Genomic DNA, 22,885 nt, shown 5'->3' with positions numbered 1-22,885 from the left:
TCGGAGACGGGATGAGTGTCGACGAAACCGCCCCTCTGCGCGTCCTCGTAGTAGACGGCGATCACCATGCCCGCACCGCCGTCGTCTCGCTGCTGGAGGGCAGCGCCGAACTGGAGGTCATCGCCGAGACCTCCGACGGCCACGACGCCGTCACCCTGGCCGGACGCCTGCGCCCCGACATCGTCCTCCTGGACGCCGGCGCCGCCCGCCACACCGCCCCCCTCAGCCGTTCCAGCCGCGTCTTCGTCCTGGCCCCCGACCAGGAGACCGCCGAACCCGCCCTCCGCGACGGCGCCTGCGGCCACCTCGTCCCCGGCGCCTTCACCGTCCTCGACCTCATCCGCGGCCTCCGCGCCGCCAGCCGCCTCACCCTCGGCCTCTCCGCCCGCGAGGCCGAGGTCATGGACCTCATCGCCACCGGCCGCTCCAACGGCGAGATCGCCCGCCAGCTCTTCCTCAGCGAGAAGACGGTGAAGAACCACGTCAACCGCATCTACTCCAAGCTCGGCGTGAGCTCCCGCGCCACCGCCATCGCCCTGTGGCGAGGCATGGTGAGCATCCTCCCGCCCCGGGACTAGGCGCTGCCTCAAAAGCCCCGACCCACGGCGCTCGCCTGGCGGCTCGCGCCTCCTGCACCGGGCCTTGGGAGCGCGACATCGCTTCGCGATCTGCCCGGCGAGGCTCGCCTCCGGCATCGCCCCACCAGGCAGCCAGCGCGCCCCCGCCCTGCCCGAGACCGCGCCGAGACAGGCCCTGGCGCCCCACCCAAACCGATTCGCACTGCTCCGCAGGTCCTGCTAACCTTCTTCATGTCGCCAGGGGGACAACCTCCCCCAAGGCACACCGACAAGCGCCGTTAGCTCAATTGGCAGAGCAGCGGACTCTTAATCCGCGGGTTCGGGGTTCAAGTCCCTGACGGCGCACCCGCTCTGGCCTGGGCAAACGCAACTACAAAAGCGTTTGCCCATCGTCGTTTTGGGCCCATTTGCCCAGGCCTGCTGCTCCTTGTTCGCTCGCCGGTCCCACCCCAGACACCAGGACCACTAACGGCCGTGGCAACGGCCGTTTTCGCCCAGCGCTTGTCATGGCCTATACACCGCCGAAGCAGCCGCATCGTGAGAGGCGCGCACGGCTGCTCCCGGCTGGCGCGGACTGTCGGATGCCCATCTCCTGTCCGTCCGGAACCGGTTGGGCACCCGGCCGACTGTCAGCGTTCATGATCGCAGCAGGATCGCCTGCCGATCTGTATCGATCCCTGCCTCGGCGAAGGCTCTGCGGGTAGCGTGATCCCTCTCAGTTCCGCTCTTGTTGAGGGCCTCAGTACCTGACCGACGTAGACGGGGAAGTCGTGCCGATTCCGGACTACCAAACGCTCATGGCCCCGGTTCTCGCACTCCTGGCCGACGGTCAGGAGTTGAGACTCCAAGAGGTACGCGACCGCCTCGCACCTGCCCTCGGGATCAGCGAGGAGGAACGTCAGGAACGCATCAACAGCGGAACTCCTCGGTTCGACAACCGAGTTCACTGGGCCGTCACCTACCTCTACCAGGCCGGCCTGCTACAGCGCCCGCGCCGCGGAGTCATCCAGATCACCGACCGCGGCAGCGAGGTGCTCAAAGCGAATCCGGAACGAGTCGACAACGAGGTGCTGAACCGGTTCGAGGACTTTCGAGCGTTCAAGAGCCGTACCCGGCCTGGCCGTTCGACCCCGGCCCCGACTGAAGCGGAAGGCCAGAGCACTCCCCAGGAGAAGATCTCCAGCGCGATCGAGGAAGCCAACGAAGCCGTTGCGGCCGAGGTCCTCGAGCGCGTCCAGCAGGCCGACTTCGTCTTCCTTGAGCGCCTGGTCCTGCGCGTTCTGGCCGCGATGGGGTACGGAGGCCCGACCGGCTCGATCAGGCACCTCGGCGGGCCCGGCGACGGCGGTGTGGACGGAGTGATCCGCCAAGATCCCCTCGGCCTGGACGAGATCTACGTCCAGGCCAAACGCTTCGCTACCCACCGCACCATCGGACGCCCTGAGATCCAAGCTTTCGTCGGAGCCCTGCACGGAGCACAAGCCGACCGCGGGATCTTCGTGACGACCAGCAGCTTCACCGCAGACGCCACCGACTACGCCGACCGGGTCAACGCACGCGTCGTCCTCATTGACGGTGCCGCCCTCGCCCGGCTCATGGTCCAGCACAACATCGGCGTACAGGATCAGGAGCGCTACGTCCTCAAGCGTGTCGACGAGGACTTCTTCGAAGAGCTCTGACTCGCAGATCGACCCTCGCCGACGTGGACGACCTGCCGCAGCATGGTGTTCCCCCAGCGGGGGACACTTCCAGCGGTAATCGCCGGTGCCTGCGGACAGGGCAACCAAGGGCAGGCCGCCCCAGGGGAGTCCACTCGGCGCTGCGTGCATCGTCAGCCACCCGATTCCGCCCCTCGGAATCGCCTGGCCCCGGGCCTCTGTCACTCAGGAAAGGTGTCCGGCAGCACAAGACCAATGCGGCTTGCCGACTCTGGGTCTTGTGGGGTGAGTAGCGCCCGCACCCGATGACCGGTTCCGGCCCGCTGGACCGACCAGCGTGAGGCTATGGAGTCCACGATGAACAAGCCCCGCCCGTTCGTGCCCGCGGTACCGGCGAGCCGTAGGCGAGGAGCCGTGCCCGGTCCCCTGCCCGTGTCGGTGACGGTGATGACGACGCGTGATCGCGGGAGCCGCCTGATCGTCAGTCGTACGGGATCGCCTGGAGCGCAGCCGTGAAGGATGGCGTTGGTAACGAGTTCGCTGACCACCAGCTCTGCGGTGTCGGCGCACTCGTGGCCCGGCCCCAAGACCGCCCGGAGCCGTTGACGTACGACCGCCGGCTGCGACGGATCAGCCGGCACCGTGAACACTTCAGCCATCAGGAACGGCCGCGCCCGGCGGCGTCCCTCGCCGGCGCTGCGGCGTCTCCGCGCGCACCACGCAGGAACGCGGACTGGGATATGACGCATCGAGCGGGAGACACCCATGGGCGAACCACCTAAAGCCGAGTCCAGAAGAAGTCGTCCGAGCCGCCACTACACGGTTACTCCGCGTGACGACTCCCTTCACTCTGATGCGCCGCTCTCACGGAGGCCAGATCCGCAAAGCGTGAAGGCCGTGATGCTTCTCGACGGCCGCGTGAACGTCGTGAAGGTAGCGATGCGGCTGCCATTCACGCCCGTGCCGCCGGTTCGCGAGTTACGGTGCTGGCAGGTTCCAATCGGCATGGAGATCACGTGATTGCGAAACAATCGCTTCTGGTCGAGCATCTTGCTCGGCTCAAGTGGACGCCTCGCGAACTCGCCCATGCGATCAACTCCTGGCTGGAGGTCCGCGGCAGATCAGGCGAACGGATCCACCCGACGACGCCCTACCACTGGATCAGCAAGGGCTTCTGCCCCTACGCGCCCTATCCCCAGATCGTTGCTGAAGTCCTGTCCATTGCGCTCGGCCAAGTGATCACTGCGCATGACCTGTGGCCGGACAAGGTACCCCCGGCAGCCGGCTCTCCGAGGACCGCGGCCCACGGCCTGACGGCGTCGTGGAACTCCGATGACGTCGTCGCGCAGATCGCCGAACTCGCTCGTGAACACCCGGACGGCACGGCCACGGTCAGCGGCCCCGACCTCGTCACTCCAGCGCTCGACGGGATCCACCACTCCCCCGGGAAAACAGCCGGGATGGTGGGCGCCGACCGCGTGCGTCCCGCGCTGATGACACTGATCACCCGGCATATCGCTGAACTGCGCCTGCTCGACGACAGGGCAGGTGGCGGCGCTCTCAATCTCCGCTACGTCCACAACGAGTTGCGGACCGTCCTGGACCTGCTGCGCAACGCGGCCTGCGAAGCCGACGTACACGATCGGCTCTTGCTGGTCACGGCCGATCTCGCCCAACTCTCCGGCTGGATGCACTGGGACGCCGGAAACCACGGCACCGGCCAGCGCTACCTCCTTCTGGCCATTCGCGCCGCCCGAGCCGCCGCCGAATCATCAAGCCGCGAACTCCGCACCATTGCCACCGAGAGCACCGCCAACACGCTCGGCATGCTGGCCTACCAATGTGCGCACGCCGGCCACCCAGCAGACGCCGTACGTCTGGCAGAAGCAGCCGCCAGACTCGGGCGCGCCGCTTCCTCCGCAACGCGGGCAAGACTCGCCGGGCGCCTGGCCACCGCGCATGCCGCCGCAGGCGACATCCACGCGTTCCGGGACGCAGCCGAACAAGCCCGCCGACATCTCGACGACCACCATCCGAACGACGCCCCACCGTTCCTCTACTACCTCAACACCGAGCAACTGGACGCCGAAGCCGGTCAGGCGCTCGTCGACCTGGCCCAGCGACGGCCCGCCGAGGCCGGCAAGCTGCTCAGCGAGTCCGTCGACCTCCTCACTCCACTCACGTCCACCGGTCTCCGGACCGAATACCAACGTTCCGCTCTGCTGCACGGCTGCTATCTCGTCCAAGCGCACCTGCACCAGCACGATCTCGAAGCGGCTGTCGCCGCCACCCGCAAGGCCACCGAGCGCCTGGCCGGTGTCCAGTCGGTCCGGTGCCAGGTGCTGGTCAGGCGCCTGGTCCAGGCCTTCGCCCGCCGTGCCCGCAACCCCTACGTCGCCGACCTGCTCCCCGAATTGAATGACGCACTCGATACTGCGTGACCATGGAGACATGGCGCACGCCCTCTCCCCCTTCGAGCGCGACCACCGGCGCGTCGTCCGACCGCGCCCCTACGACCATCCCGATGCCCGCAGGCTCACCAACGAGTTGTACCTGGAACAGCTAGCCCGCTACGCCGCCGCTGACGCCCCCATCGATGCGGTCGAAGATTTCGCACCCCCGAAGGGACTCTTCCTCGTCGCCTATGCCGATGGCGTTCCCTGCGCCTGCGGCGGAATCCGTACATACGGACCGGGAGTGGCGGAGATCAAGAAGATGTACGTCGCTCCAGCATTCCGCGGCCACGGACTAGGGCGCCGCATCCTCGCCGCGCTAGAGCGGGCGGGTCAGGCCAACGGTGCCGTTCGATTCATCCTGGAGACAGGTTCACGCAACACCGAAGCCCTCGCGCTCTACGCCCGCGCTGGCTACCGCCCCATTCCCGCCTACCGCGACCGCGATGCCACCATCAACCGAGCCCTGGCCAAGGACACCACAACCCCCGAGCAGAGTGCCGATTGCTAGGTCTTCCTCCTCGCACCCCGGAGCGAGCGTTCCCAACTGCCACGCGCCGCCGGCCCCCGCGTGAGTGTGAATCCTGGTGAACGGTGTCGCGCTCACTGGATCAGACCGGGGCATGATAAGCCACTATGCCGCCTTCACCATCGTCGTCAGCTCAAGCGGCGCGCGAACGCTTGGGGAGCAAGCTCCGGGATCTCCGCCAGGCCAGGCGCATCTCGGGCCGGGCCTTCGCAGCATCGGCGGGGTGGAAGTCCGCGTCCCAGGTATCCATGATCGAAATGGGCCGCCGGACGATCTCGGCGGAGCATGTGCGGTTGTGGTGCTCGATCTGTGGAGCGTCCGAGCGCCAGACCGAGGAACTGCTCGCTGAGCAGGCGGCCGTGGCGGGGATGTGGATCCCGTACGAGCAGCTGAACCGTGGTGGCCTGCCAGCGGCGCAGAGATCGATCCGCCAGCAGTACGAGGAACTGGTGCTGGCCCGCTCTTACCAGCCGAAGGTGTTTCCCGGCATGCTGCAGACCCCGGCTTACACCCGCGCGGCGCTGACCGGGGTGATCGTGGAGCAGGCGGTGCAGACGCCAGATCCTGATGGTGAGGTCGAGCTGGCGGTGGCCGAACGGATGTATCGGCAGAGCCTGCTCAGCCGGCCGGATGCCCGCTGGTACTTCCTGCTGGAGGAGCCGGTGCTGTGGTACCGGCCGTACCCAGCCGGTGTGCACCGCGATCAGCTACGGCACCTCCTAGAGGTGCGGCGGCGGCCGAACGTGTTCCTGGGGATCATCCCGGTCGGCACCGACCGGCAAGGTGTGCACCCGGAGGAGGCGTTCGACATCACCGACGGCCACCTGGTGACCGTGGAGCTGGTGTCGGGCTACCTGTCAGTGACGCAGCCGGCGGAAGTCGCGCTCTACGTGGCCACGTGGAAGCGGCTGTGGGCGCTGGCGGCGACAGGTGAGGCGGCGACGGAACGGGTCCGCGTCGCACTCAACCGGTTGGATGGTCAGGCTGGGGTGTAGTCGTCGTGCGGGATGCCGCGTTCCCACAGCATCTCGAACATGCCGACGATGGGCAGGACCTTGCGCGGGTCGGCCACGTACTCCATCCGGCCGGTGTCGGTGCCGTCGCCCGCGGTGAAGTTGTAGGCGATGAGGCGCTGGTCGTACATGAAGAAGTCGGCGACAGGGTGCGGTAGGTCGTAGGCCAGGTGGCGGGGCAGCCACCGCAGCTCCTCCCCGGCCTTGAGATTGCCGTAGCTGATGGCGTGTTCCCAGCGGATGTAGTCGCTCACAGGCTCGGACACGATCCTCAGTCGGCGGAACCGGACACCGCGGGCGACAGCGCTGCCGACCAGGTCGATCCAGCCGTCCCATTCGTAGGTGACATCGCCGTCCTCTTGCCATTTCATGAAGGCCGGATCCTTTGGGTCGTACGTATCGCGGGCCTCAAGGTGGACGACGGATCGTTCGGTTCCGGCCAGCAGTTCTTCGAAGGTCGGTTCCCCGGGGCCGTCCCTGCCCGGCTCGTAGTCGCCGGTGAGGGCTTCGAGGAGGCTCTGTTTGAGGTTCGCCGGCGTCCAGATAGCGACCTCGTCGTCAGCGATCGATGTGTGCCGGCCCAGCCGGGCGAGGGTGGCGGGGTCGGTGACCTTGCGGCCGACTTGAAGGACGTCACCGGTGCCGGGGATTACGAGGACAGCCGGGCATTTGTTGGCGGGCGAGTCGTCATCGATCCCGACGAAGTCGACGTCGCCGGAAGGCGGGGTGTTGTGATTTTCGGCCGGTTCGGGCATGAATGGGCTCCCAGCTAACGTTCGCTTCACCTGGTCCTCCTGACCCTGACTGCCGCCCCGGTCGACGGTCAACCCTGCCGGACGGCGCACGGGTGTGAATGTGTGTGAACTTCCTGGCGCCTGCGAGAGCTGTCGGCGAATCTCCTTCCCATGGCCGCTAGGCCGACAGCGAGGAGCCGTTTGGCTCCGGAAGGGGTGGAGGGCCGATGACCATGCGAGGGTCCATGGAAGCCGACGAGTTCGACCTGGACATCAGTGTTCTGGAGTCCGGCGACGCATCAGCCGACCTGATCGTGCTCACTGACGACGGGTGTGGCAGTACATGCGCCAGCCCGTGCGCGACCAACGTTGTCTGACGGGCTCTGACGTTGAACGCCCGGGTTCCGGCCCATGTCCGCACATCTGTCCGGGCATGGTCCGGAACCCGGCAGAACGCTCCCTCGAAGGCGAGACAATGGCATCGAGAGACGAACTCCTGTACCGGTGCGCTGATACGGCGATGGTTCGTGCCACTCCTCACTCGACGTGGCACTGCCGGAATGGCCGGACCTCACCGGCAGTTCACCGGACCACGTCGCCGGATGGCGCGCATGGCTCCGGGCGATCTGGACGCTGGACGAGATCGCCGAGGCCATAGAGCAGGCCAGCCCGACACTGGCCTGGCAGGTGGCGGTGGTGTGCTCGACCTCGACCACGGACGCCCGAAGGGTGCGGCGAACGGTGCTGTCGGTCGTGCGTTACGTGCTCCGGGTGACGGGCAGAGCGACGCCTTTCGGCTTGTTCGCCGGGGTCGCCCCCGCTGGCTTCAGTACCCAACCGGTGGTCGAGTGGGGTGAAGACCATCAGGTTGTCGCGCGGGCCGGCGCAAGCTGGATCAGCGAGGTCATCGCCCAACTGGAAGGCATTCCAGACTTGGTGCGGCGGCTGCCGCTGATGGCGAATTCCCTGGCTTTCGTGCGGGGCGGTCGCCTGGTCGTGCCTTACCCGCCCGGGCGGCGAGCAGGTCAACGTTTCCCGGCTGAAGTATCGCTGCGGTACACCTCACCCGTGCGGATCGCGATGGACACGGCCCGTACTCCGGTCCCGTTCGACGAGGTGGCGGCCTCGATCGCCGCCGCGTTCCCGGCCACGCAACACTCCAAGATCGAGGGACTGATCACCGGCCTGATGGATCACGGTGCCCTCATCAGCAGCCTGCACGCTCACTCCACCACGGCGGATCACTTGGGCCACGTCGTGGAGCAGGTGGAAAAGGCCGGGGCCGGCGAACTGCGGCAGGTCGCAGACCTCGTGGATCAACTGCGCGAGATCCAGGCAGGCCTTGCCGAGTACAACCGGCTGACGGGACCCGCGGATCGCCGGAAAGATAGAGGCGGTGCCCCCAAAGGACGCTTCCAAGCGATCGCGATAATGGCCGGCGAATGCCTGCCCATCAAGGTCTGCTGCCGCGTCCTGAGTGTGTCCGAATCGGGGTTCCACATGTGGCGCAAGCGGCCGCCCTCACCGCGGGCGATCCGGCACGCCTAACTGACCGAGCAGATCCGTCGCGTGCATGCTGACTCCCGCGGCACCTACGGCGGTCAGCGCGTGCACGCCGAGCTCACCCTCGGCCTAAGCATCGCGGTCGGGCACGGTGCGGTGGAGATGCTGATGCGCCGTGCTGGTCTGCGCGGCCTGCCGGGCTCCCGGCGGCGCCGCCCGGTCCACCAGACCCCGACGGCGGCCGATCTGGTCGATCGCCAGTTCGCGCGGACTGAGCCGGACCGGCTATGGGTCACTGACATCGAGCGCCACGAGGCGCTGACGAACCGTGCGGTGGTGAAAGGACACCGTCCCTGGCCTGTCGCAGCGGGCAGGGTGAAGCAGAGGGCAGCCTGAACCGGGAGGTGCCGGGGAGGACGGGAAGCAGCCCTGTCAACGACGAGGCGGGTCAGCACTGCCAGATGGCCCGTGCTCGGCAGGCCTTGCGATGCCCGACATGATCGGCCAGCTACCAGGAGTTCTTACGCTGTACATCGGCCAGCAGAGCACGCCCCAGGTCACCGAACGTCGCCCGCGGCTCCGGCCACTGGAATAACGGCCCGACCACCCAGGACGGTCAACTCCGCCACGCCTCGTCCCAGGACACGACCTGATCGTAAGTGATCGGGAAAGTCACCCCGTGATCGACAAGCCAGCCAACCCACGGTTACAAGATCTCAAATGTAGTACCGGTCACTCATTCACGGGGTAGGCAGCAAAGCCGCGTTGACCGTCTCGGTCCGATTTTCCAGTTACGGCCATCCGTAATTACGAACCCACAAACACCATCTTGATCTGATATTTTCTCTAGAAGCTGAAGTAGCGGCATATGGGCCCGGTGATCCGGGGGCTTTTGGGGGTTCCTGCGCGATGGCAGATATCTTGCCAGGTGGCGTCCCGGCGAATCACGCCGAGGTCAAGGTCATCGAGCTAGTGCGGCGTCGCGGGCCGGACCGGTGGAAGGGTGCCCACAATGTGATGATCGCCCTTCCGGGAATCGAAGAGCGGGAAATCGATCTCATCCTCGTCACGGACTCTTCGGTGGTGCTCATCGACACCAAGGGCGGTCGCGGTCGGGTGACTCCCGCCGGGCCGCTCTGGCGCCAGGGATTGTCGGTGTACGAGAACCCCGCGCAAAAGATCCGCGCCAACGCCCGCGCCTTCAAGACCTGGTTGCAGGACCAGGACCCGCGCCTCCACAGGATCAACGTCGACAGCCTTGTCGTCCTGGCCGGCGAGAACGCCAGGCTCGCCGATCCCGAAGGTCAGGACCACCGAGTCACGATCCCCCTGGCCGATCTGATGACCACGCTCCAGGATGCCCGGCGCCTGCCCCGGCGGCACGCCCCTATCGATCGCAACTACCGCGCATGGATCTTCGAGGCGCTGACCAAGTTGATCGGCCCGGCCTCCGGATTCAAACAGTTTCGTGATTGGAAGACCACAAAGAAGCTCAGCGAGACCGATCGTCTCACCGAGTTCTTAGCTTTCGATGTCGCGAACCCGGAGTCCGGCACCGCGCTTCTCCAGGTACACTCCCCGCCGCCTGAACTCTCCGAAGCCCAGTACCGAGAACATATTCTCCGCATAAGAAATGGATATGACGAACTACACAAGATCGAACCACATCCTCGCATCATCCGTTTCCGTGCCTGTTTCCCTAATCCGGGCGAGGCCGAGGTCGTCACGGTCATGGACCACCACACTCCCTACAATCCCGGAGACGCCCGGCCCGAATTGATCGCCGACCTGCTGGAGGGTCTCGCGCACCTGCATGGGAACGGCGCTCTGCACCGCGCGCTCAGCCCAGCCGCCCTGGTGATCAATATGGACGGCCGCGGCGTTCTCACCCGATTTGACCACGCCCGTACCGGACCGCCCCGCGGAGCTCGGTCGATCGACGGCGAAGCCCTACTGGAGGCACCGGGTGATGATTACCTGGCTCCCGAGTGCGTGGGCCGGCCGGACCGGCTGAGTCCCCGGTCCGATGTCCACGCCGCCGGTGTTCTCGCGTTCGAACTGGCCACCGGCGCACGCCCGGCCGACTTCGATGAACCCTGGGGTCGGCTGGCCGATGAGATCGGGCCGCGGCGGGCGGACATGGTGCGGTCGATGTGCGCCCCGGAGCCGGCCGAGCGCCCGACCGCCGAGCAGGCCTTCCAGGTGTTCTCCGCGGACCCGGAACCCGATTACGCCGATCTCCCGGCAGGGTTCGAGATCGACAAGTACGAAGTGGTGGCACGCCTCGGCGAGCCCGGCGCCCACGCGGTGGCCTACCACGTCCGCGACACCCTCGACGGCGGGGACCGCGTCCTCAAACTGCTGCATCGTGACCTCGTGCACGCGAGGGAGCGGGTGCGCACGGAGCACGCCATTCTCAAGCACATCAGCCACCCCGCCGTCACACGCCCCGTCCACACCAACCTCTACGACGGCGCCATTCCCTACCTGGTCTTCGAATACGAGCAGGGCATCAGCCTCGCCGAACTGAGCGTTATCGAGCTGGAGGAGGTTCGCCGATTCGGTGAGCAGCTCGCCAAGGGGCTGGAGGCCCTGCACCAGAAGGGCATCCATCACCGCGACATCACCCCGCAGAACCTGCTGTGGACGGGTGAGAGCTGCACGATCATCGACTTCAATCTCGCCGTCCAAGCAGGTGAGCCGGCCGCTCCGGGGATCGGCACCCCGCGGTATCTCCCGCCGGATCAGCCCGTGGGACGGGAGCTGACCGCGGCGGAGCTCACCGATCAGGACGTGTACGGCCTGGCGCTGTGTCTCTACGAGGCGGCGACCGGAGACTACCCCTGGGATGCCGAAACGCCACCACCCGGCGTCGCTCCGCGTCGGCTCAACACCGACCATGATCTCGCCGACATCCTGGACAAGGCGCTCGCGCCGGATCGTGGTGATCGTTTCCAGTCCGCCGCCGACCTGTACGAGGCACTTCACTACGGGCTGCGCGCGCGGGTGCGCAACTGCCGCCCACGCCTTCTGGTCATCGACGACCATCACACCAGCACGATAAAGGGGGAACTGGAGCCGGACTATGACTGTCACACGCTGAAGTCGAAGCAGGCATGGGACGAATTCCTCGCCAACGGCGGTCCCCTGGAGTTCGACGGCGCGATCGTCGACCTGCACCTGTCCCCCCGCAGCCTCGGGGAGGGCATTGAGATCATCGAGTACCTGTGCCGCCACACCGATATCCCCATCGCAGTGATCACGATGAACACGGGGCAGCGGGACGATGAGTTCAATGCCGGGCTCCGCCACCGGCATCGGGTGGTCAGATTGGAGCACAAGCACGGCGAGGACTGGCTGGATAGCATCCAGGAAATCGCGAGGATCCTGACCGCCGAGACCGGGACGGAGGCGTCCCGCCGAGTCCTCGCGGTCTTGGATTCGGCGATGTACTGGATGAAGCTGCGCACCGGGGACGTCGCTCCCGATGATCCGCTGCTGAAGCGCCGCCAGGACTTCTACACGGAGTACGACGAGATCGACATGCTGGCGCGCCAGGTCAGGACGGTGGCGGAGTTCCGGGACCTGGATCGGCGGGCGCTCCGGCTGTGGCGGGAGTGGTTCCAGGAAACAGCGGCAGGCTGATCTGGATGTGGGCTCCCCGCAGGCCGGCCGGCCCCGAGCCATCGCTCAGCACGTCCATGTCCCCGTCGTAGATGCCCTCGATGACCTGGCGGGCGAGCGCGTTGCCCTTGCCGCTCCCCCCAGTGGCGACGGGCGCCGTGAAACCCGGGCCGTTGTCCTCGATGGAGATCAGACAGGAGTCACCCGCGGAACGGACGGTGATCGTGGCGCGGCCATCCGGTGGGGTGGCGGTGTTGGCGGCGGCGTTGCGCAGAAGATCTTCGATGACCATGGTGAAGACGTAGTCGTTGACCCGCACAGGCAGCGGTCCCCCGGCTTCCCGCAGATCGAGGTGGAGATCGCCCCAGGTCGCGTCGTGCCGGTTGCGCGCTCCACGCAGCAACGGCTCCACAGGCTGGATCCGCGGTTCGGTCATGCAATCGGCATACCGCTTGCTGAGGGACACGAAATTCCGCACATGCTGGCGCGCCCGCGCGGTCAGCTCCGTCGCGGCGTGCGGATCGGACGCGGCCGTGGCGGCATCGAGGAGGTCGCCGATCCTGCGGAGTTCGTTCGCCACGTGGTGACTGATCAAGCTGACCATCTGGTCGCCATAGCCGAGCGCGGTGAGCCGCGGGTCCGTGAGCACGTGGTCGTTCATCCGGTGCACGGAGGAGATGGCCAGATCCCGCGACCGTGCGGGGTTCTCAGCTCTGAACAGGTCACGGATGCCGTTGAACGGTAGCGCGTATCGCCCGGCGAAGCCGGGCAGGAACAGCCCCGCCCCGACGAGCAGGTCCAGCGCCGCGGGAATGTTCCCCTCCTGCGCGCGCAAGGACTCGCGCGCCTCGGGCAGGCGCTGCGGCAGGCGCGTGGGGCCGGCGATCAGTACCGCCATGTCCTCCTTCAGCTGGTCGATGTCGAACTCATCACCCCGACGCTCCCAGTAGTAGAGGGCGGCGGTCCGGAACAGCGCCGCGGCCGTGTGATCGGTCAGCACCGATTCCAGGTGCCGCCGCATCCGCTGGCTCAGCGCCTCGTCCCGCCTCACCGCGTCGATCGCGGCGACCTCCACTACGTGGGCACGTGGTCGCCCGTCCCCCGGTACGAGCTGCGCGAGGAGCTCGGTCAACAACTGCGGATTTCCGCCCGTCTCATACCTCAGCAGGTCCTGGGCGACCGCGTCGGCGGAGATACCGAGCAGATCCAGCAACCACGGCATCTCGTGTTCGGCCATTACACGGAACGGAATAGGGACGGCGATCGCGCGAGGTACGGGCAACCGGGAGCCGATCAGCCGGAGCAGGTTGACCGACCGTCTGCGCGCCGGTGGCACCCCACCCTCGGTGACCGGTGTGAGCAGGCTGATCAAGGCCAGCAGGTCGACGCGCGCGCAGGGGGCGGCGGGGTCGTCGGCGGCGGCACGCACGGGAGTTCCGGGGCCGAGCGTGATCCATAGCGCGGGATCGGTGCCGCCGGGCGGCGGACAGCCCGCCGGTGCGATCCAGGTCGGCAGTCCTTCCGGAACGGCCGGTGTGACGGGGGGAAGGTCGTCGTCGCGGTCGAAGCGGATCCTGGTCAGCATTCCGCCGTCGTGGGCCTCGGCGGTGTACCGGGACGAGTCGCCGCCGATCAGCCGGTGCAGCGCCAGCACGAAGTCGAGCACGCTGTGGTGATCGACCCCGTCGACGATCCGCCGCATGACCCGGATCAGGTCGAGCGCAGCCTCGTCGTCCTCGCGGGGCAGCCACGGCGTGTACGCGGGCGTCGCGGGAGGGCGCTCACGCAGGCACCATGACAACAATTCCGCCGCTGTGACCTCGGTGTCGGGGAACGTCCAGCCTGGCCGCAGCCGCGGGATGGCCAAGGGCCCGTCCGTGGTGGTCCCGCCGGGACCCATCTCGATGAGCCGCCCCGCCACGTCGAAGTGCCCGGAGCCGATGCAGTCCGTGACCGCCTGCGTCCATTCGTCGCTGTCGGTCTCAGCTTGGCGCGCCTCGAAAAGCCGCTCCAGCTCCTGGACGCGCTTGCGCTCGGCTTTCGCTACCCGGCCGAGCTCCTCCTCCAGCCGCCGCAGCTCCAGGTCCCACTGTCGAGCACTCAGGTCGATGTCCTGGTCGTCCGTGCCGACGAGCCAGGGCACGTCCGGTAGTTCCACGCCGACACGGCGCGCACGGTCGGCCAAGGCCGTCCATTCCCGGCGCAGCCGCGCCTCGAGGCGGGCGGTCGCCTGTGTCTGCAACTCGCCGACCTCGGCTGTTTCGGCCGCCGACAGCACCGATGCCGACAACAGGGCATCGAGGGCGTCGAACTCCTCGTTCTCGATCAACCACTTCGCGGTCCGTATGGGCGCGGCGGGCCGGGCGAGACCGGGGACCAGCGCCGCCACCAGCACCTCGGGGCGGCGTTCACCCGATTCGACGGCCACGGTCAGTTCCGGGTAGAGCCAGCGGCCGGACCATTCGCCGAGCACCGCGTCCAGGACGTCCGACTGGTCAGTCATCCGCGTCCTCCAGGTTCAGCACGTGGGCGAGATCCGCCAGGCAGGCGCGAGCCAGTTGCCGCTCCGTCGGTTCCAGCTGAGCCGCCGCCGACCGCAATTCGGGCATGAGCCTCGTGAGCCCCTTCTGCAGGGTGGTCGCGGCGGAGAGGACCGGCACGTTCGGACCGGCTCCGGACTCGCCCGTGTCTTCTTCCGCCAGGTCGGCCAGGGCACGAGCGTGCTGGACGACCGGGCGCAGCCGGAGCACGAAGCTGTCCAGGAGCTTGGAATGCAGCGGGGGCCGGTTGGGCGCCACCTCCGCGCCGGTCTGATTGATCAGGACGATGAGCTGCTTCCTGATATCGCCGCGCCGGTCCAGTGGGCCGGACAAGAACGCCCGAACGCCCTCGGCATCCTGGTGTTCCACGGCCGTGGCCAGCCGGCCGAACGGCCCGTCGGTGCGGAAGAACGCCACCAGGATCTGCCGCGCGAGGACAATCTTGGCGGTGAGCTGCTGCGCGGCGGCGAGAGCTCGGGCCAGCTCGTCCCAGGCCGCCACCTCCCGCTCGCGTCGGCGGTCCAGTTCGGACAGGCTGCTCAGCAGGGCAGGCGTCAAGGGGGCGTTGGCGGCATCGAGGTAGTCCCGGCAGAGGTCGCCCAGGGCGTGCCAGGGTTCGGTGGTCTCCTTGCGTAGATCGGACAACCATTCACGGGCGCCATGAGAGCGGTTCACCACCATTTCCGCCGAGGCCACCGCCATCAGCGCGGCGGCTTCGCCGCTTTCGGGCTCATCGAGGAGGGCCTCCAGGAGGGCGTCGGCGCAGAACCGGGTGCCGCGGGCGGCGGCCGTCACCGCCAGCGCCCGGCGTGGCCTGGGGTCGGCGGCGGGGTCGGCGGCGCGCAGCAGCGCGGCCTCGACGAATCGGCGCCGTTCCCACAGGTCGCGGATCAGCCAATGTCGCCAGCGGGTCGCTTGGTCGGTGTCGGGCGGCGTCATGGACAGTGCGCGGGCCGCCGCGATGCGCAGGACGTACGCGGCGCCAGCCGAATCCAGGGCGGACAGCACCGGCCAGGGGTCATCGGCGGGCAGCAGTTCGGCGACGACGTTCGCCAGCCGTTCGGGCTCGCCGGCCGCCGCCAGCAGCGGGTCGAGCAGGCGCTGGACGGCCGGATCGACCTGCGGTGCGTCGACCGGGGCGAACCTGGCGGACCGGGGCGCGGCCTCGTCGCCTCCGCCCGCGCCGAGGGCGGCGGTGACCTCGGCGGCGAGGACGGGGTCGGTCAGCCACAGGCTCAGCTCGGATCGTTGCAGGTGCGGCGAGCCGAGCGTGCGGAATCCGCCATATGACAGGAAGTTGAAGCTGCCGACCAGGAGTTCGTCGTCGCAGACGATCGCCTTGGCATGGTTGCGGTCCTTGCGGACCGTGATCCGGTCGGGGTGGGCGTGAGCCAGCCACCTGAGCCGTTCGACCGCACGCGTCCCGCGCTCCTCGGCGCTTTCCCGGTCGTAGATCAGCGTGATGCGCAGCCCACCGGATTCAGCAAGCCGGCGTTCGAGGTCGGCGGCGAACCGGTCGTCGACCACCTCGTCGGAGATCTGATCCGATGCGATGACGAGCCGGCGTTCCGCCCTGCCGATGGCCCGCCACATCAGCTCGCGGTGTCGGCCGTCGGTGGCCATGTCGATGCTCGGCAGGGTGCGGGCCGCGAGCTCGGCGCGCAGCCCTTCGGCGTAGGCGGTCCACGCGGCCGCCCAGGCCCGCACCCTCTCCTCGCCCGCGTTGTCGAGGTCGGGGTCGGCGGCGGGGAACGATGCTTCCGGATCCGTTTCGTCGGGCGGCTTGTGGACGGCGCCTTCTTGAGGGTCGAGCAGCTCGAAGTCGGTGGCGTGGCTGAAGAGCTCGCGGCTGGTGGGCCCGTCGGGAATGGCGGCGCGTGCCCAGCCGAGCAGGTCGAGAACGACCTCGCTGCCTTTACCGGAGGCATCCGACACCAGCAGTCCCACCTCTCGCCGGGTGCCCTTCGTGCCCAGGATGTTGCTGCTCGTCACGAGTGCCCGGCGGTCGTCACAGATGACCGCCTTCGCATGGGTCCGCGCGGGCAGCGGCGACCGTACGAACTTGACGGCGGACGGGATGCGGGCGAGCGAGTCGAGGCTGTTCTCCGCCATGCGGTCGAGCTTGTCCTTGTGGTTCATCCCCCACACGATCACGATCTGGACACCACGGCGGCGGGCCTCGGCGAGATCGTCCTCGTAGTGCGCGAGGCTGTCGAAGTGGACCCAGGGGCAGACGAGGACGAGCTGGACACGCGCGTCGGCGATGAGCGAGCGCACCGTCTCCACATGCTGTTTGCCGGTGATCGTCTCGACGATCGCCTCCCGCCGGTAGCGCTGGTCCAGCAGCGAAATCAGGCCACGGGCGTCCTGACAGAACTCCTTGTGCCGATTCCATCGCTGCCCGGGCGGGATCTCGGCGGCACGGGCGGCCCGTTCGAGGAGTGCGTCGAGTCGGTCGGCGAGGGCCGGCTGGTCTCCGGCCAGCGGAACACGGTTGGCCAGCGCCTTCAACTTCAGCGCGAAGGGTTCGTTCGGATGCCGCTCGACGAGGTTGGCCAGCACGGCCTCCGCGGTCTGCCGCCGTGTCTCCGGATAATCCCGGTCCGTGATGCGGACGATCAGCCGTTCGCTCGCCGGGTCGCGCGCCGCCGTGACCTCGACCGGCAGCCATCTCCTGCGCGGCGTGTCCCGCAGCCCCGGGGTCAGGCTCGCGCTGATGAGCCGCTTGCCCCTGTTCGCGCGGGCTCCAGCGGGTTCGCGCGCGGCCCGGTCGAAGTGGTGTCGCAGGGCGCGGAACAACTCGCTGAGCGGTGTGTCCCTGAGCGTGAGTTCCGGCCGGGGGTGGTGGATCAGGGCGTCCCGTTCGGGTATCGGACCGGAGCCCGGTACCGGCTGCACCAGCCCGCCGATCCGGTCGAGCATGATCTCGACGACCTCTTCGACCGACTCGGTGCTGGGCAGACCCTCCAGATCTCCGTCCGCGCGCGACCGGGCGAGCTTCCCGCTGAGCGCGATCTGGCCGGTCCTGAAGTCGAGGGTGACGTAGCCCTGCCGCCACATGTCCTGCAGCAGGTCGAGCACTACCCGGCGCGTGAGCCCGAGCAGCTCGGTGAGCTGGTGGACGTCGAGACGCTCGGCGGCGGTACGAGCGGCGATCAGCTGCAGAGTGGTCTTCTCTATGGGAGAGATGGTGTCGCCGTAGCCGAACCGTGCCCGGACCGGCAGGATGTCGCAGGGGAAGAAGAGCGTCAGCGTCTCGGTCATGCCTCCCCCTCGAGAACGGCCTCGGCGGGACGCACGATGCCGAATCTGCTCACCGCGGTAGTCAGGAGCTTCCAGAACTCCAGGTCCCGCCCAGAGACCTCGCCGACGGTCGCGAAGTGGGCGAAGTCGCCAACGATGATCAGCTGGCTGCGGGCTCGGGACATCATGACGTTGATGATGTTGGGGGAGGCGAGGTAGCCGATGCTCTGCTTGAGGCCACCGCGCATGGTCGCGCGGACCAGGGAGACGATCACCACGTCGGCCTCCCGTCCCTGAAAGGAGTGGATGGTGTGGACCAGGGATCCGAGACCGCGCGCGTCACGCAGCTCCCCGACCTGCTCGAGGTAGGGGGTCAGGATCGCGAGCCCGTCGTTTCCGGGTGGCGTCCCCATCTGCCGGACCAGCTCGCCCACCACCCGAGCCTCGCCGGGGTTCCTCCAGCGCGGCTCGTCTCCGCGGTCGGGCATGTCACCGGTGTCGAGCCAGACCAGGGGTCGCCCGCGCAGCCCGACCGGCTGGCGCACCCAGCTGGAAGGGATCGGACGTCCCTGCAGCAACCCGGACTGCGGCAGGCCGTCGGGATCAGCGGTCTTTGTCAGGTCGGGATAAAACACCCTGCCGACGCATTCGCGGATCGCGTCGCTCATGCGGAACTGATGGCGCAGGCGCTGCAGCGGTAGCTGGTCCTTCTTGGGCACGGCTCCGTCGGAGTACCCCTTGAAGATCCGCGCGAAGGCGTCGAACATCTCCATGTACTCGGTCTTGCGCGCGTAGATCTCGGCGAAGGTCGGGCTGGGGTCGCCCGCGCAGCCCTCGATGAAGCGCTCGAAGTCGTCCCGGCCGTGCGCGCCGATCTGCTTGTGATCACCGATCAGAGTCCATCGGGTGCCGCGCACCAGGGGTATCGCCAGCTCGGTCGTCCACGCCTTGGCGGCCTCTTCCAGAATCACCCAGTCGAACTGGGCGCGCGGGCCTCCGGGAGTCACGTTCTCGGACGTGGCCATCGCGCAGGTGGCGAAGACCACGTTGGCCGAACGCTGCAGCCGGTCGCCGAGCTCGGGCCAGATGTGATCGCGTGCGTCGGACCTCAGCATGGTCCGCCAGGAGCGCAGTACCGGCAACACCGGGTCGTCGGAGGGCAGCCGGTCGAGCATCGCGTCGACCCGGTCGCGCACCCTCCCCAGTTCCCGTGCCGTGCCCTGTTCACGGAGCCAGGGCCGCACGATCGGCGAGACCCGGGCGTTGTCACGGGACTCCCCGGAGGCGATCCGGACGGCCACGCCGTCCCACGCGGGAGCGGGACGGTCCTTGCCGTCCAGCGCGCCCAGCCCGCGCAGCACCCGCTCGGCGAGATTGTCGAGCGCGAAACCGGACTGCGCTGAGATCAGGACGCGGGCTCCGGGGTACGCGGCGAGATACCGCTGCACGGCCTCCGCCACAAGCCTGGTCTTGCCCGTTCCCGGCGGGCCCTGGACGGCGAAGAACGGCTGGTAGGACAGCATGTCCCGGAGGGTTTCCCGGGCTTTCGCGCCGACCAGCTCCGCTCCCGCCTGAGCCCAGCGCTCGGAACGTGTCTTGATGCTCTTCGGCTTGCGCAGCTGGCGCAGCAGTTGTGCCGAGTCGGCCAGTTCCCAGAAGGCGGCGGTCTGCCGGTACAGCGCCGTGCCCGTGCCGCGGTCCTCTGCGGGACGGATCCAGCCGATGGCCGGTGGCAGCGCACGACGCGCGCGTTCGTGGGAACGCAGCGGGCTGACCTTGATGCGGTCCTGCCCGGACTGCTCCGTCAACCGCCAGTCCTCACTTTCGCTCCAGGCGGGCATACCGCCCCGGTCGGGGCAGATCTGCACTTCGGCGTCCTGCCCGGTGCTGTCGCCCAGCCCGCCGAAGAACGTGGCGAACTCCAGACGCGCTCGGGAGTCGTCGATCTTGGTCAGCAGGGAGTTCTTGCGGATGCGCTTGAGATCGCGCTTTCGGTCGTACTCCAACTCGAAGCCGCCGTGCTCGGTCTCGATGAGCGTGTAGGGATAGAACCGGGCCTGCAGATGGGCACCCTGGAAGTCCAGCGTCCATTCGATCAGGGTCCGATCGCGCTGGTCGGCGGGTGATTCCAGGACGGGACGCCGCAGCGATTCGATGAGCGGCTGCCAGCTCGGCCGGTCCGCCAGCACTGCGTCGATGGCACTCTCGCTCATTTCGTGCGAGAACAGCTCGACCGTCGGCAGCGTGATGCGGGGGGCCTGCTGCAGCAGGTCGTCGAGATGCCGGCGGAAGCCGGAGTGGTCGTTCTGTACCACGTACTTGATGATCAGCGCCCGTGGCTCCGTCGTGCCCTCGCCGCCGAAGGCGGCGGACCTCCTGTAGAGCTGGCAGAACCACGCCCCGCGCGAACCAAGAAGCAGGATCGTGGCCTTTTGTTTGGCGGCGGGCTCACCCCCGGGAACGTAGGGGTCGGCGCCGTGCTCCACATACAGGATCTGAGCGTCCCTGAGATCTTCACCGATGACCGTCTTGAGTTCCTCCTCGCCAGCGTCGGTGGCCGCGCTGTGGGTGATCCAGTCCCAGGAGAGCAGGGTGGAGTCGGAGTGGCCCGGCATGTAGAGGACGGCGCGGGGGAGCGCGTCGTCGTCCCGCTGCTCCCAAAAGGCGACGAGGTGGTTGAGGTCGTGGACCAGGCGTTCGGCGACGTCCCTGGTGGTCGGCCTGGAGCCGGGATCGTCGGCGAGCATGTGCGCCAGGAGCGCGGCGAGCTTGGCCGGGAGCGAACCGTCGCGGGTGGCGTCGCGCATCGCCTGGTGTCGTCCGCGAACATCGGCGGCATCGGCGTCCGGGGGGATCGGCGGGAGCATGGCGGGGTCGAAGAACCACTCCCAGACGATCGCGGCCAGGCTGAAGACGTCGGCGTTCGGGCCGTCCTGGAAAGCGGCGCCCTCCAGGAGAAAGGGCAGGCGTTCCGGAGGGCAGTACCGCAGTGGTTCGTGGTCGTCGAGGCGGCGCCGGAAGAACTCGCGGAGCAGGCCGCTGTCGGCCTTGGCATCGATGGCCGACAGATCCAGCAGATTGCCGATCAGCGTACTCATCTCGAACCGCGCGATCCACATTTCGTGATTCTTTTTGGGGTCCACATAGATCGTCGCCGGGGAGAGATTGCGATGCACGGCCCCGAACTCGTGGAGTTCCGCGAGCGCCTCGGCCAGCGCGGTGAATCGGTTGACCGCCAGCGCCGGGTTGTCTCGCATGTAGGGGGCCGCCCCGGGCGCCGCCATCGAGTAGTCCGATCCGCGCGTGGCGATGATCGCCATGCCCTCGGTCTCCACCCCCGCCTGCCGGATGTCCTCCGCCTTCTCGTAGCCGCCCTCCAGCACTTCGGCGACGCCGCGCAGCGCGGAGTTGCCCAGCCGCATCAGAACCCTGAGTTCCTGCTCCCAGAGGGCGCCGCCCAGCTCCTCAATGCCGGTGTAGACATGCAGGTCGACCGGTGCGTTCTTGTCGTCAAGCAGCCGGTAGAACCAGACGGCACCATCGATGACGGGCATGCCGCGCAGTACTCCGCCGGGCGCGGAATAGGGGCCGTAGTGGCATGCCGGACCGGCGTAACAGAAATGCCGCACCAAGCGGTCGACATCATCGATGGTGGCCACGAACCGCCTCCCAAGCCCCATAGCAGGTGCGCCCTACGATAAGGAACTATCTTGGCATGACCTGCCGAAAGGGGTAGGACGGTCCGGTCAATGCGGTAGGCCACATGAGGTCCCAGGGCGAGACGCTGGCGGAGTGGGAGTGTCTAACGAACGGCGGATCCGATGATCAAGGAGACGCCAGGTGACCAACCTCGTCGCCGAGAACGAGTCCGCCGAGCAGCCGGTCCAGACGCCGGCCGGGTGCGGCGTCGGACGAGCAGCTGGTTGCGATGCTGGTGGACCGTGCTCGAACCAATGGGCTGCAGCTGACCGGCGAGGGCGTGCTGCTGCAGCAGCAGCTGACCAAGCGGGTGCTGGAGTCTGCGCTAGAAGGCGAGATCACCGACCACGTCGGCTATGACAAGCACGATGCTTCCGGTCGGGGCAGCGGCAACAGCCGTAACGGGACCCGGGCCAAGACCGTGCTCACTGATGTCGGCCCGGTCGAGGTCAAGTTGCCCCGCGACACCGGCGGCATCTTCGAACCGCAGATCGTGCGCAAGCGGCAGCGCCGGCTGACCGGCGTGGACGAGATGGTGCTGTCGCTGACGGCCAAGGGCCTCACGCACGGGGAGATCAGCGCGCACCTGGCCGAGGTCTACGGTGCCCAGGTCTCCAAGCAGACCATCTCCACGATCACCGACAAGGTCATGGACGGCATGGCCGAATGGCAGAACCGGCCCCTGGACCGCGTCTATCCGGTCCTGTTCGTGGACGCGATCAATGTCAAGATCAGAGACGGGCAGGTCGCGAACCGGCCGATACGGGCGGATCCATGCCGTCGTTAGTGATTGCCTGCCCTCAGTCCCCCGACCGCCCTGCAGTGCACCCGATGTCAGTCTTGGCGGCTACGCTCTATACACGTTCTCCCACAGCGTCCAGGTCGGTCCGGAACGTTTTCGAACGACAGTGCGAGGAGTGGTGGTCGATGAGCAGAGCTTCCGAGCAGAACGGCACCGAATCGGTCGAGGCAATCGTGCCGGAAGGCAGCTTGGAGCTCGCTAGTGCGGTGGAGGCTATCCGGGGTCAGCTCTCCGAGGCGATGGAGCGCGCCGAAGCTCATCGGCTTCAGTTCGAGCTCGGCGACATCGAGATTGAGTTCACCGTAACCTTGACTGACGAGGCCAAGATTGACGGTGGGGTCAAGGTCTGGGTCCTCAACGCTGGAGGTTCCACTGCGAGCTCCGCCGCAGCCGCCCACCGAGTGAAGTTGACCCTTAAGCCCCGCGATATGCACACCGGCCGGTCGCCGCAAGTGTCTGACACCGTACGAGCAACGCCGCCCCGGTGACTTAGCACCGGTGGCAGGACC

General features: G+C 67.7%; 15 protein-coding genes, 1 tRNA gene and 2 pseudogenes. 12 read left to right on the top strand and 6 right to left on the bottom strand.

The window, feature by feature from the left end; genetic code table 11:
• Positions 1-11: 11 nt before the first annotated feature.
• The 3 genes from IW256_RS00925 to IW256_RS00915 all read left to right on the top strand — a co-directional run bounded on the left by IW256_RS00925 (position 12) and on the right by IW256_RS00915 (position 2,257).
• A complete protein-coding gene (locus IW256_RS00925; RefSeq protein ID WP_197009127.1) occupies positions 12-578 on the top strand; it encodes a response regulator transcription factor in 567 nt (188 codons plus the stop codon).
• Positions 579-850: 272 nt separating this feature from the next.
• Positions 851-923 (top strand) — tRNA-Lys (locus IW256_RS00920).
• Positions 924-1,348: 425 nt separating this feature from the next.
• Complete coding sequence (locus IW256_RS00915; RefSeq protein ID WP_197009126.1) at positions 1,349-2,257, top strand: restriction endonuclease; 909 nt, start codon at positions 1,349-1,351, stop codon at positions 2,255-2,257.
• A 200-nt stretch (positions 2,258-2,457) separates the two neighbouring features.
• On the opposite strand, the gene IW256_RS43055 is transcribed toward IW256_RS00915, so the two are convergent.
• Entirely contained in the window at positions 2,458-2,895 is a 438-nt protein-coding gene (locus IW256_RS43055) for an ATP-binding protein (protein WP_197009125.1), read from the bottom strand.
• A 357-nt stretch (positions 2,896-3,252) separates the two neighbouring features.
• On the opposite strand from IW256_RS43055, the gene IW256_RS00905 reads away from it, so the two are divergent.
• The 3 genes from IW256_RS00905 to IW256_RS00895 all read left to right on the top strand — a co-directional run bounded on the left by IW256_RS00905 (position 3,253) and on the right by IW256_RS00895 (position 6,213).
• Positions 3,253-4,677 (top strand): NsdA family TPR-like regulatory protein, encoded by a 1,425-nt coding sequence (locus tag IW256_RS00905; protein WP_197009124.1) that lies wholly within the window; start codon positions 3,253-3,255, stop codon positions 4,675-4,677.
• 10 nt (positions 4,678-4,687) lie between these two features.
• Positions 4,688-5,200: a GNAT family N-acetyltransferase gene (locus tag IW256_RS00900; protein WP_197009123.1), complete on the top strand. Its 513-nt coding sequence runs from the start codon at positions 4,688-4,690 to the stop codon at positions 5,198-5,200.
• A 125-nt stretch (positions 5,201-5,325) separates the two neighbouring features.
• Positions 5,326-6,213 (top strand): helix-turn-helix domain-containing protein, encoded by an 888-nt coding sequence (locus IW256_RS00895; RefSeq protein WP_231403592.1) that lies wholly within the window; start codon positions 5,326-5,328, stop codon positions 6,211-6,213.
• On the opposite strand, the gene IW256_RS40695 is transcribed toward IW256_RS00895, so the two are convergent.
• Positions 6,198-6,986, bottom strand: coding sequence for a DUF6879 family protein (locus IW256_RS40695; RefSeq protein ID WP_231403591.1), 789 nt, complete (start codon positions 6,984-6,986; stop codon positions 6,198-6,200). The two genes, IW256_RS00895 and IW256_RS40695, sit on opposite strands and share 16 nt — an antisense overlap.
• Positions 6,987-7,210: 224 nt before the next feature.
• Between IW256_RS40695 and IW256_RS00885 the strand changes: the two genes are divergently transcribed.
• The 3 genes from IW256_RS00885 (at position 7,211) to IW256_RS00875 (ending at position 8,864) form a co-directional block, all read left to right on the top strand.
• Complete coding sequence (locus tag IW256_RS00885) at positions 7,211-7,342, top strand: FxLD family lanthipeptide (protein ID WP_231403590.1); 132 nt, start codon at positions 7,211-7,213, stop codon at positions 7,340-7,342.
• Positions 7,343-7,511: 169 nt separating this feature from the next.
• Positions 7,512-8,513 carry a lantibiotic dehydratase gene (locus IW256_RS00880; protein ID WP_197009120.1) on the top strand — a complete coding sequence of 334 codons (1,002 nt, stop codon included), beginning with the start codon at positions 7,512-7,514 and terminating at the stop codon, positions 8,511-8,513.
• Positions 8,514-8,864, top strand: a complete 351-nt coding sequence (locus IW256_RS00875; protein WP_231404165.1) for an IS3 family transposase — start codon at positions 8,514-8,516, stop codon at positions 8,862-8,864.
• Positions 8,865-8,979: 115 nt separating this feature from the next.
• On the opposite strand, the pseudogene IW256_RS43210 reads toward IW256_RS00875, so the two are convergent.
• Positions 8,980-9,144 (bottom strand): annotated as a pseudogene (locus IW256_RS43210) (IS701 family transposase); the annotation flags it as partial.
• A gap of 233 nt (positions 9,145-9,377) precedes the next feature.
• Here IW256_RS43210 and IW256_RS00870 point away from each other — a divergent pair.
• Complete coding sequence (locus IW256_RS00870) at positions 9,378-12,113, top strand: protein kinase domain-containing protein (RefSeq protein ID WP_197009118.1); 2,736 nt, start codon at positions 9,378-9,380, stop codon at positions 12,111-12,113.
• On the opposite strand, the gene IW256_RS00865 is transcribed toward IW256_RS00870, so the two are convergent.
• Genes IW256_RS00865 through IW256_RS42610 form a run of 3 tightly spaced genes read right to left on the bottom strand, consistent with a single transcriptional unit; the run spans position 12,028 to position 21,534 of the window.
• Entirely contained in the window at positions 12,028-14,595 is a 2,568-nt protein-coding gene (locus IW256_RS00865; protein ID WP_197009117.1) for a sensor histidine kinase, read from the bottom strand. The genes IW256_RS00870 and IW256_RS00865 overlap by 86 nt on opposite strands.
• Positions 14,588-17,896 (bottom strand): phospholipase D-like domain-containing protein, encoded by a 3,309-nt coding sequence (locus IW256_RS00860; protein WP_197009116.1) that lies wholly within the window; start codon positions 17,894-17,896, stop codon positions 14,588-14,590. The genes IW256_RS00865 and IW256_RS00860 overlap by 8 nt, the downstream gene beginning before the upstream one ends.
• Positions 17,893-21,534, bottom strand: a complete 3,642-nt coding sequence (locus IW256_RS42610; protein ID WP_197009115.1) for an AAA domain-containing protein — start codon at positions 21,532-21,534, stop codon at positions 17,893-17,895. Before IW256_RS42610 ends, IW256_RS00860 begins: the two co-directional genes overlap by 4 nt.
• Positions 21,535-21,803: 269 nt before the next feature.
• Between IW256_RS42610 and IW256_RS00850 the strand changes: the two are divergent.
• Both IW256_RS00850 and IW256_RS00845 read left to right on the top strand, forming a co-directional pair.
• Positions 21,804-22,343, top strand: a pseudogene (locus IW256_RS00850) (transposase); the annotation flags it as partial.
• Positions 22,344-22,501: 158 nt separating this feature from the next.
• The gene (locus tag IW256_RS00845; protein ID WP_197009113.1) at positions 22,502-22,864 is read left to right on the top strand and encodes a trypco2 family protein; all 363 of its coding nucleotides are present in this window, start codon (positions 22,502-22,504) and stop codon (positions 22,862-22,864) included.
• The last annotated feature ends 21 nt before the right edge of the window (positions 22,865-22,885 follow it).

The sequence above is a fragment of the Actinomadura viridis genome, from assembly GCF_015751755.1.
GTDB lineage: Bacteria > Actinomycetota > Actinomycetes > Streptosporangiales > Streptosporangiaceae > Spirillospora > Spirillospora viridis.
Note: the sequence above shows the minus strand (reverse complement) of the source record. Positions and strands in the feature narration are given on the sequence as shown.

Bases quoted from the DNA above. Each gene is read 5' to 3' on its own strand.
- IW256_RS00925 (WP_197009127.1), top strand. From the start codon at position 12: ATGAGTGTCGACGAAACCGCCCCTCTGCGCGTCCTCGTAGTAGACGGC.
- IW256_RS43055 (WP_197009125.1), bottom strand. From the start codon at position 2,895: ATGGCTGAAGTGTTCACGGTGCCGGCTGATCCGTCGCAGCCGGCGGTC.
- IW256_RS00900 (WP_197009123.1), top strand. From the start codon at position 4,688: ATGGCGCACGCCCTCTCCCCCTTCGAGCGCGACCACCGGCGCGTCGTC.
- IW256_RS00895 (WP_231403592.1), top strand. From the start codon at position 5,326: ATGCCGCCTTCACCATCGTCGTCAGCTCAAGCGGCGCGCGAACGCTTG.
- IW256_RS40695 (WP_231403591.1), bottom strand. From the start codon at position 6,986: ATGCCCGAACCGGCCGAAAATCACAACACCCCGCCTTCCGGCGACGTC.
- IW256_RS00885 (WP_231403590.1), top strand. From the start codon at position 7,211: ATGGAAGCCGACGAGTTCGACCTGGACATCAGTGTTCTGGAGTCCGGC.
- IW256_RS00870 (WP_197009118.1), top strand. From the start codon at position 9,378: ATGGCAGATATCTTGCCAGGTGGCGTCCCGGCGAATCACGCCGAGGTC.
- IW256_RS00865 (WP_197009117.1), bottom strand. From the start codon at position 14,595: ATGACTGACCAGTCGGACGTCCTGGACGCGGTGCTCGGCGAATGGTCC.
- IW256_RS00860 (WP_197009116.1), bottom strand. From the start codon at position 17,896: ATGACCGAGACGCTGACGCTCTTCTTCCCCTGCGACATCCTGCCGGTC.
- IW256_RS00845 (WP_197009113.1), top strand. From the start codon at position 22,502: ATGAGCAGAGCTTCCGAGCAGAACGGCACCGAATCGGTCGAGGCAATC.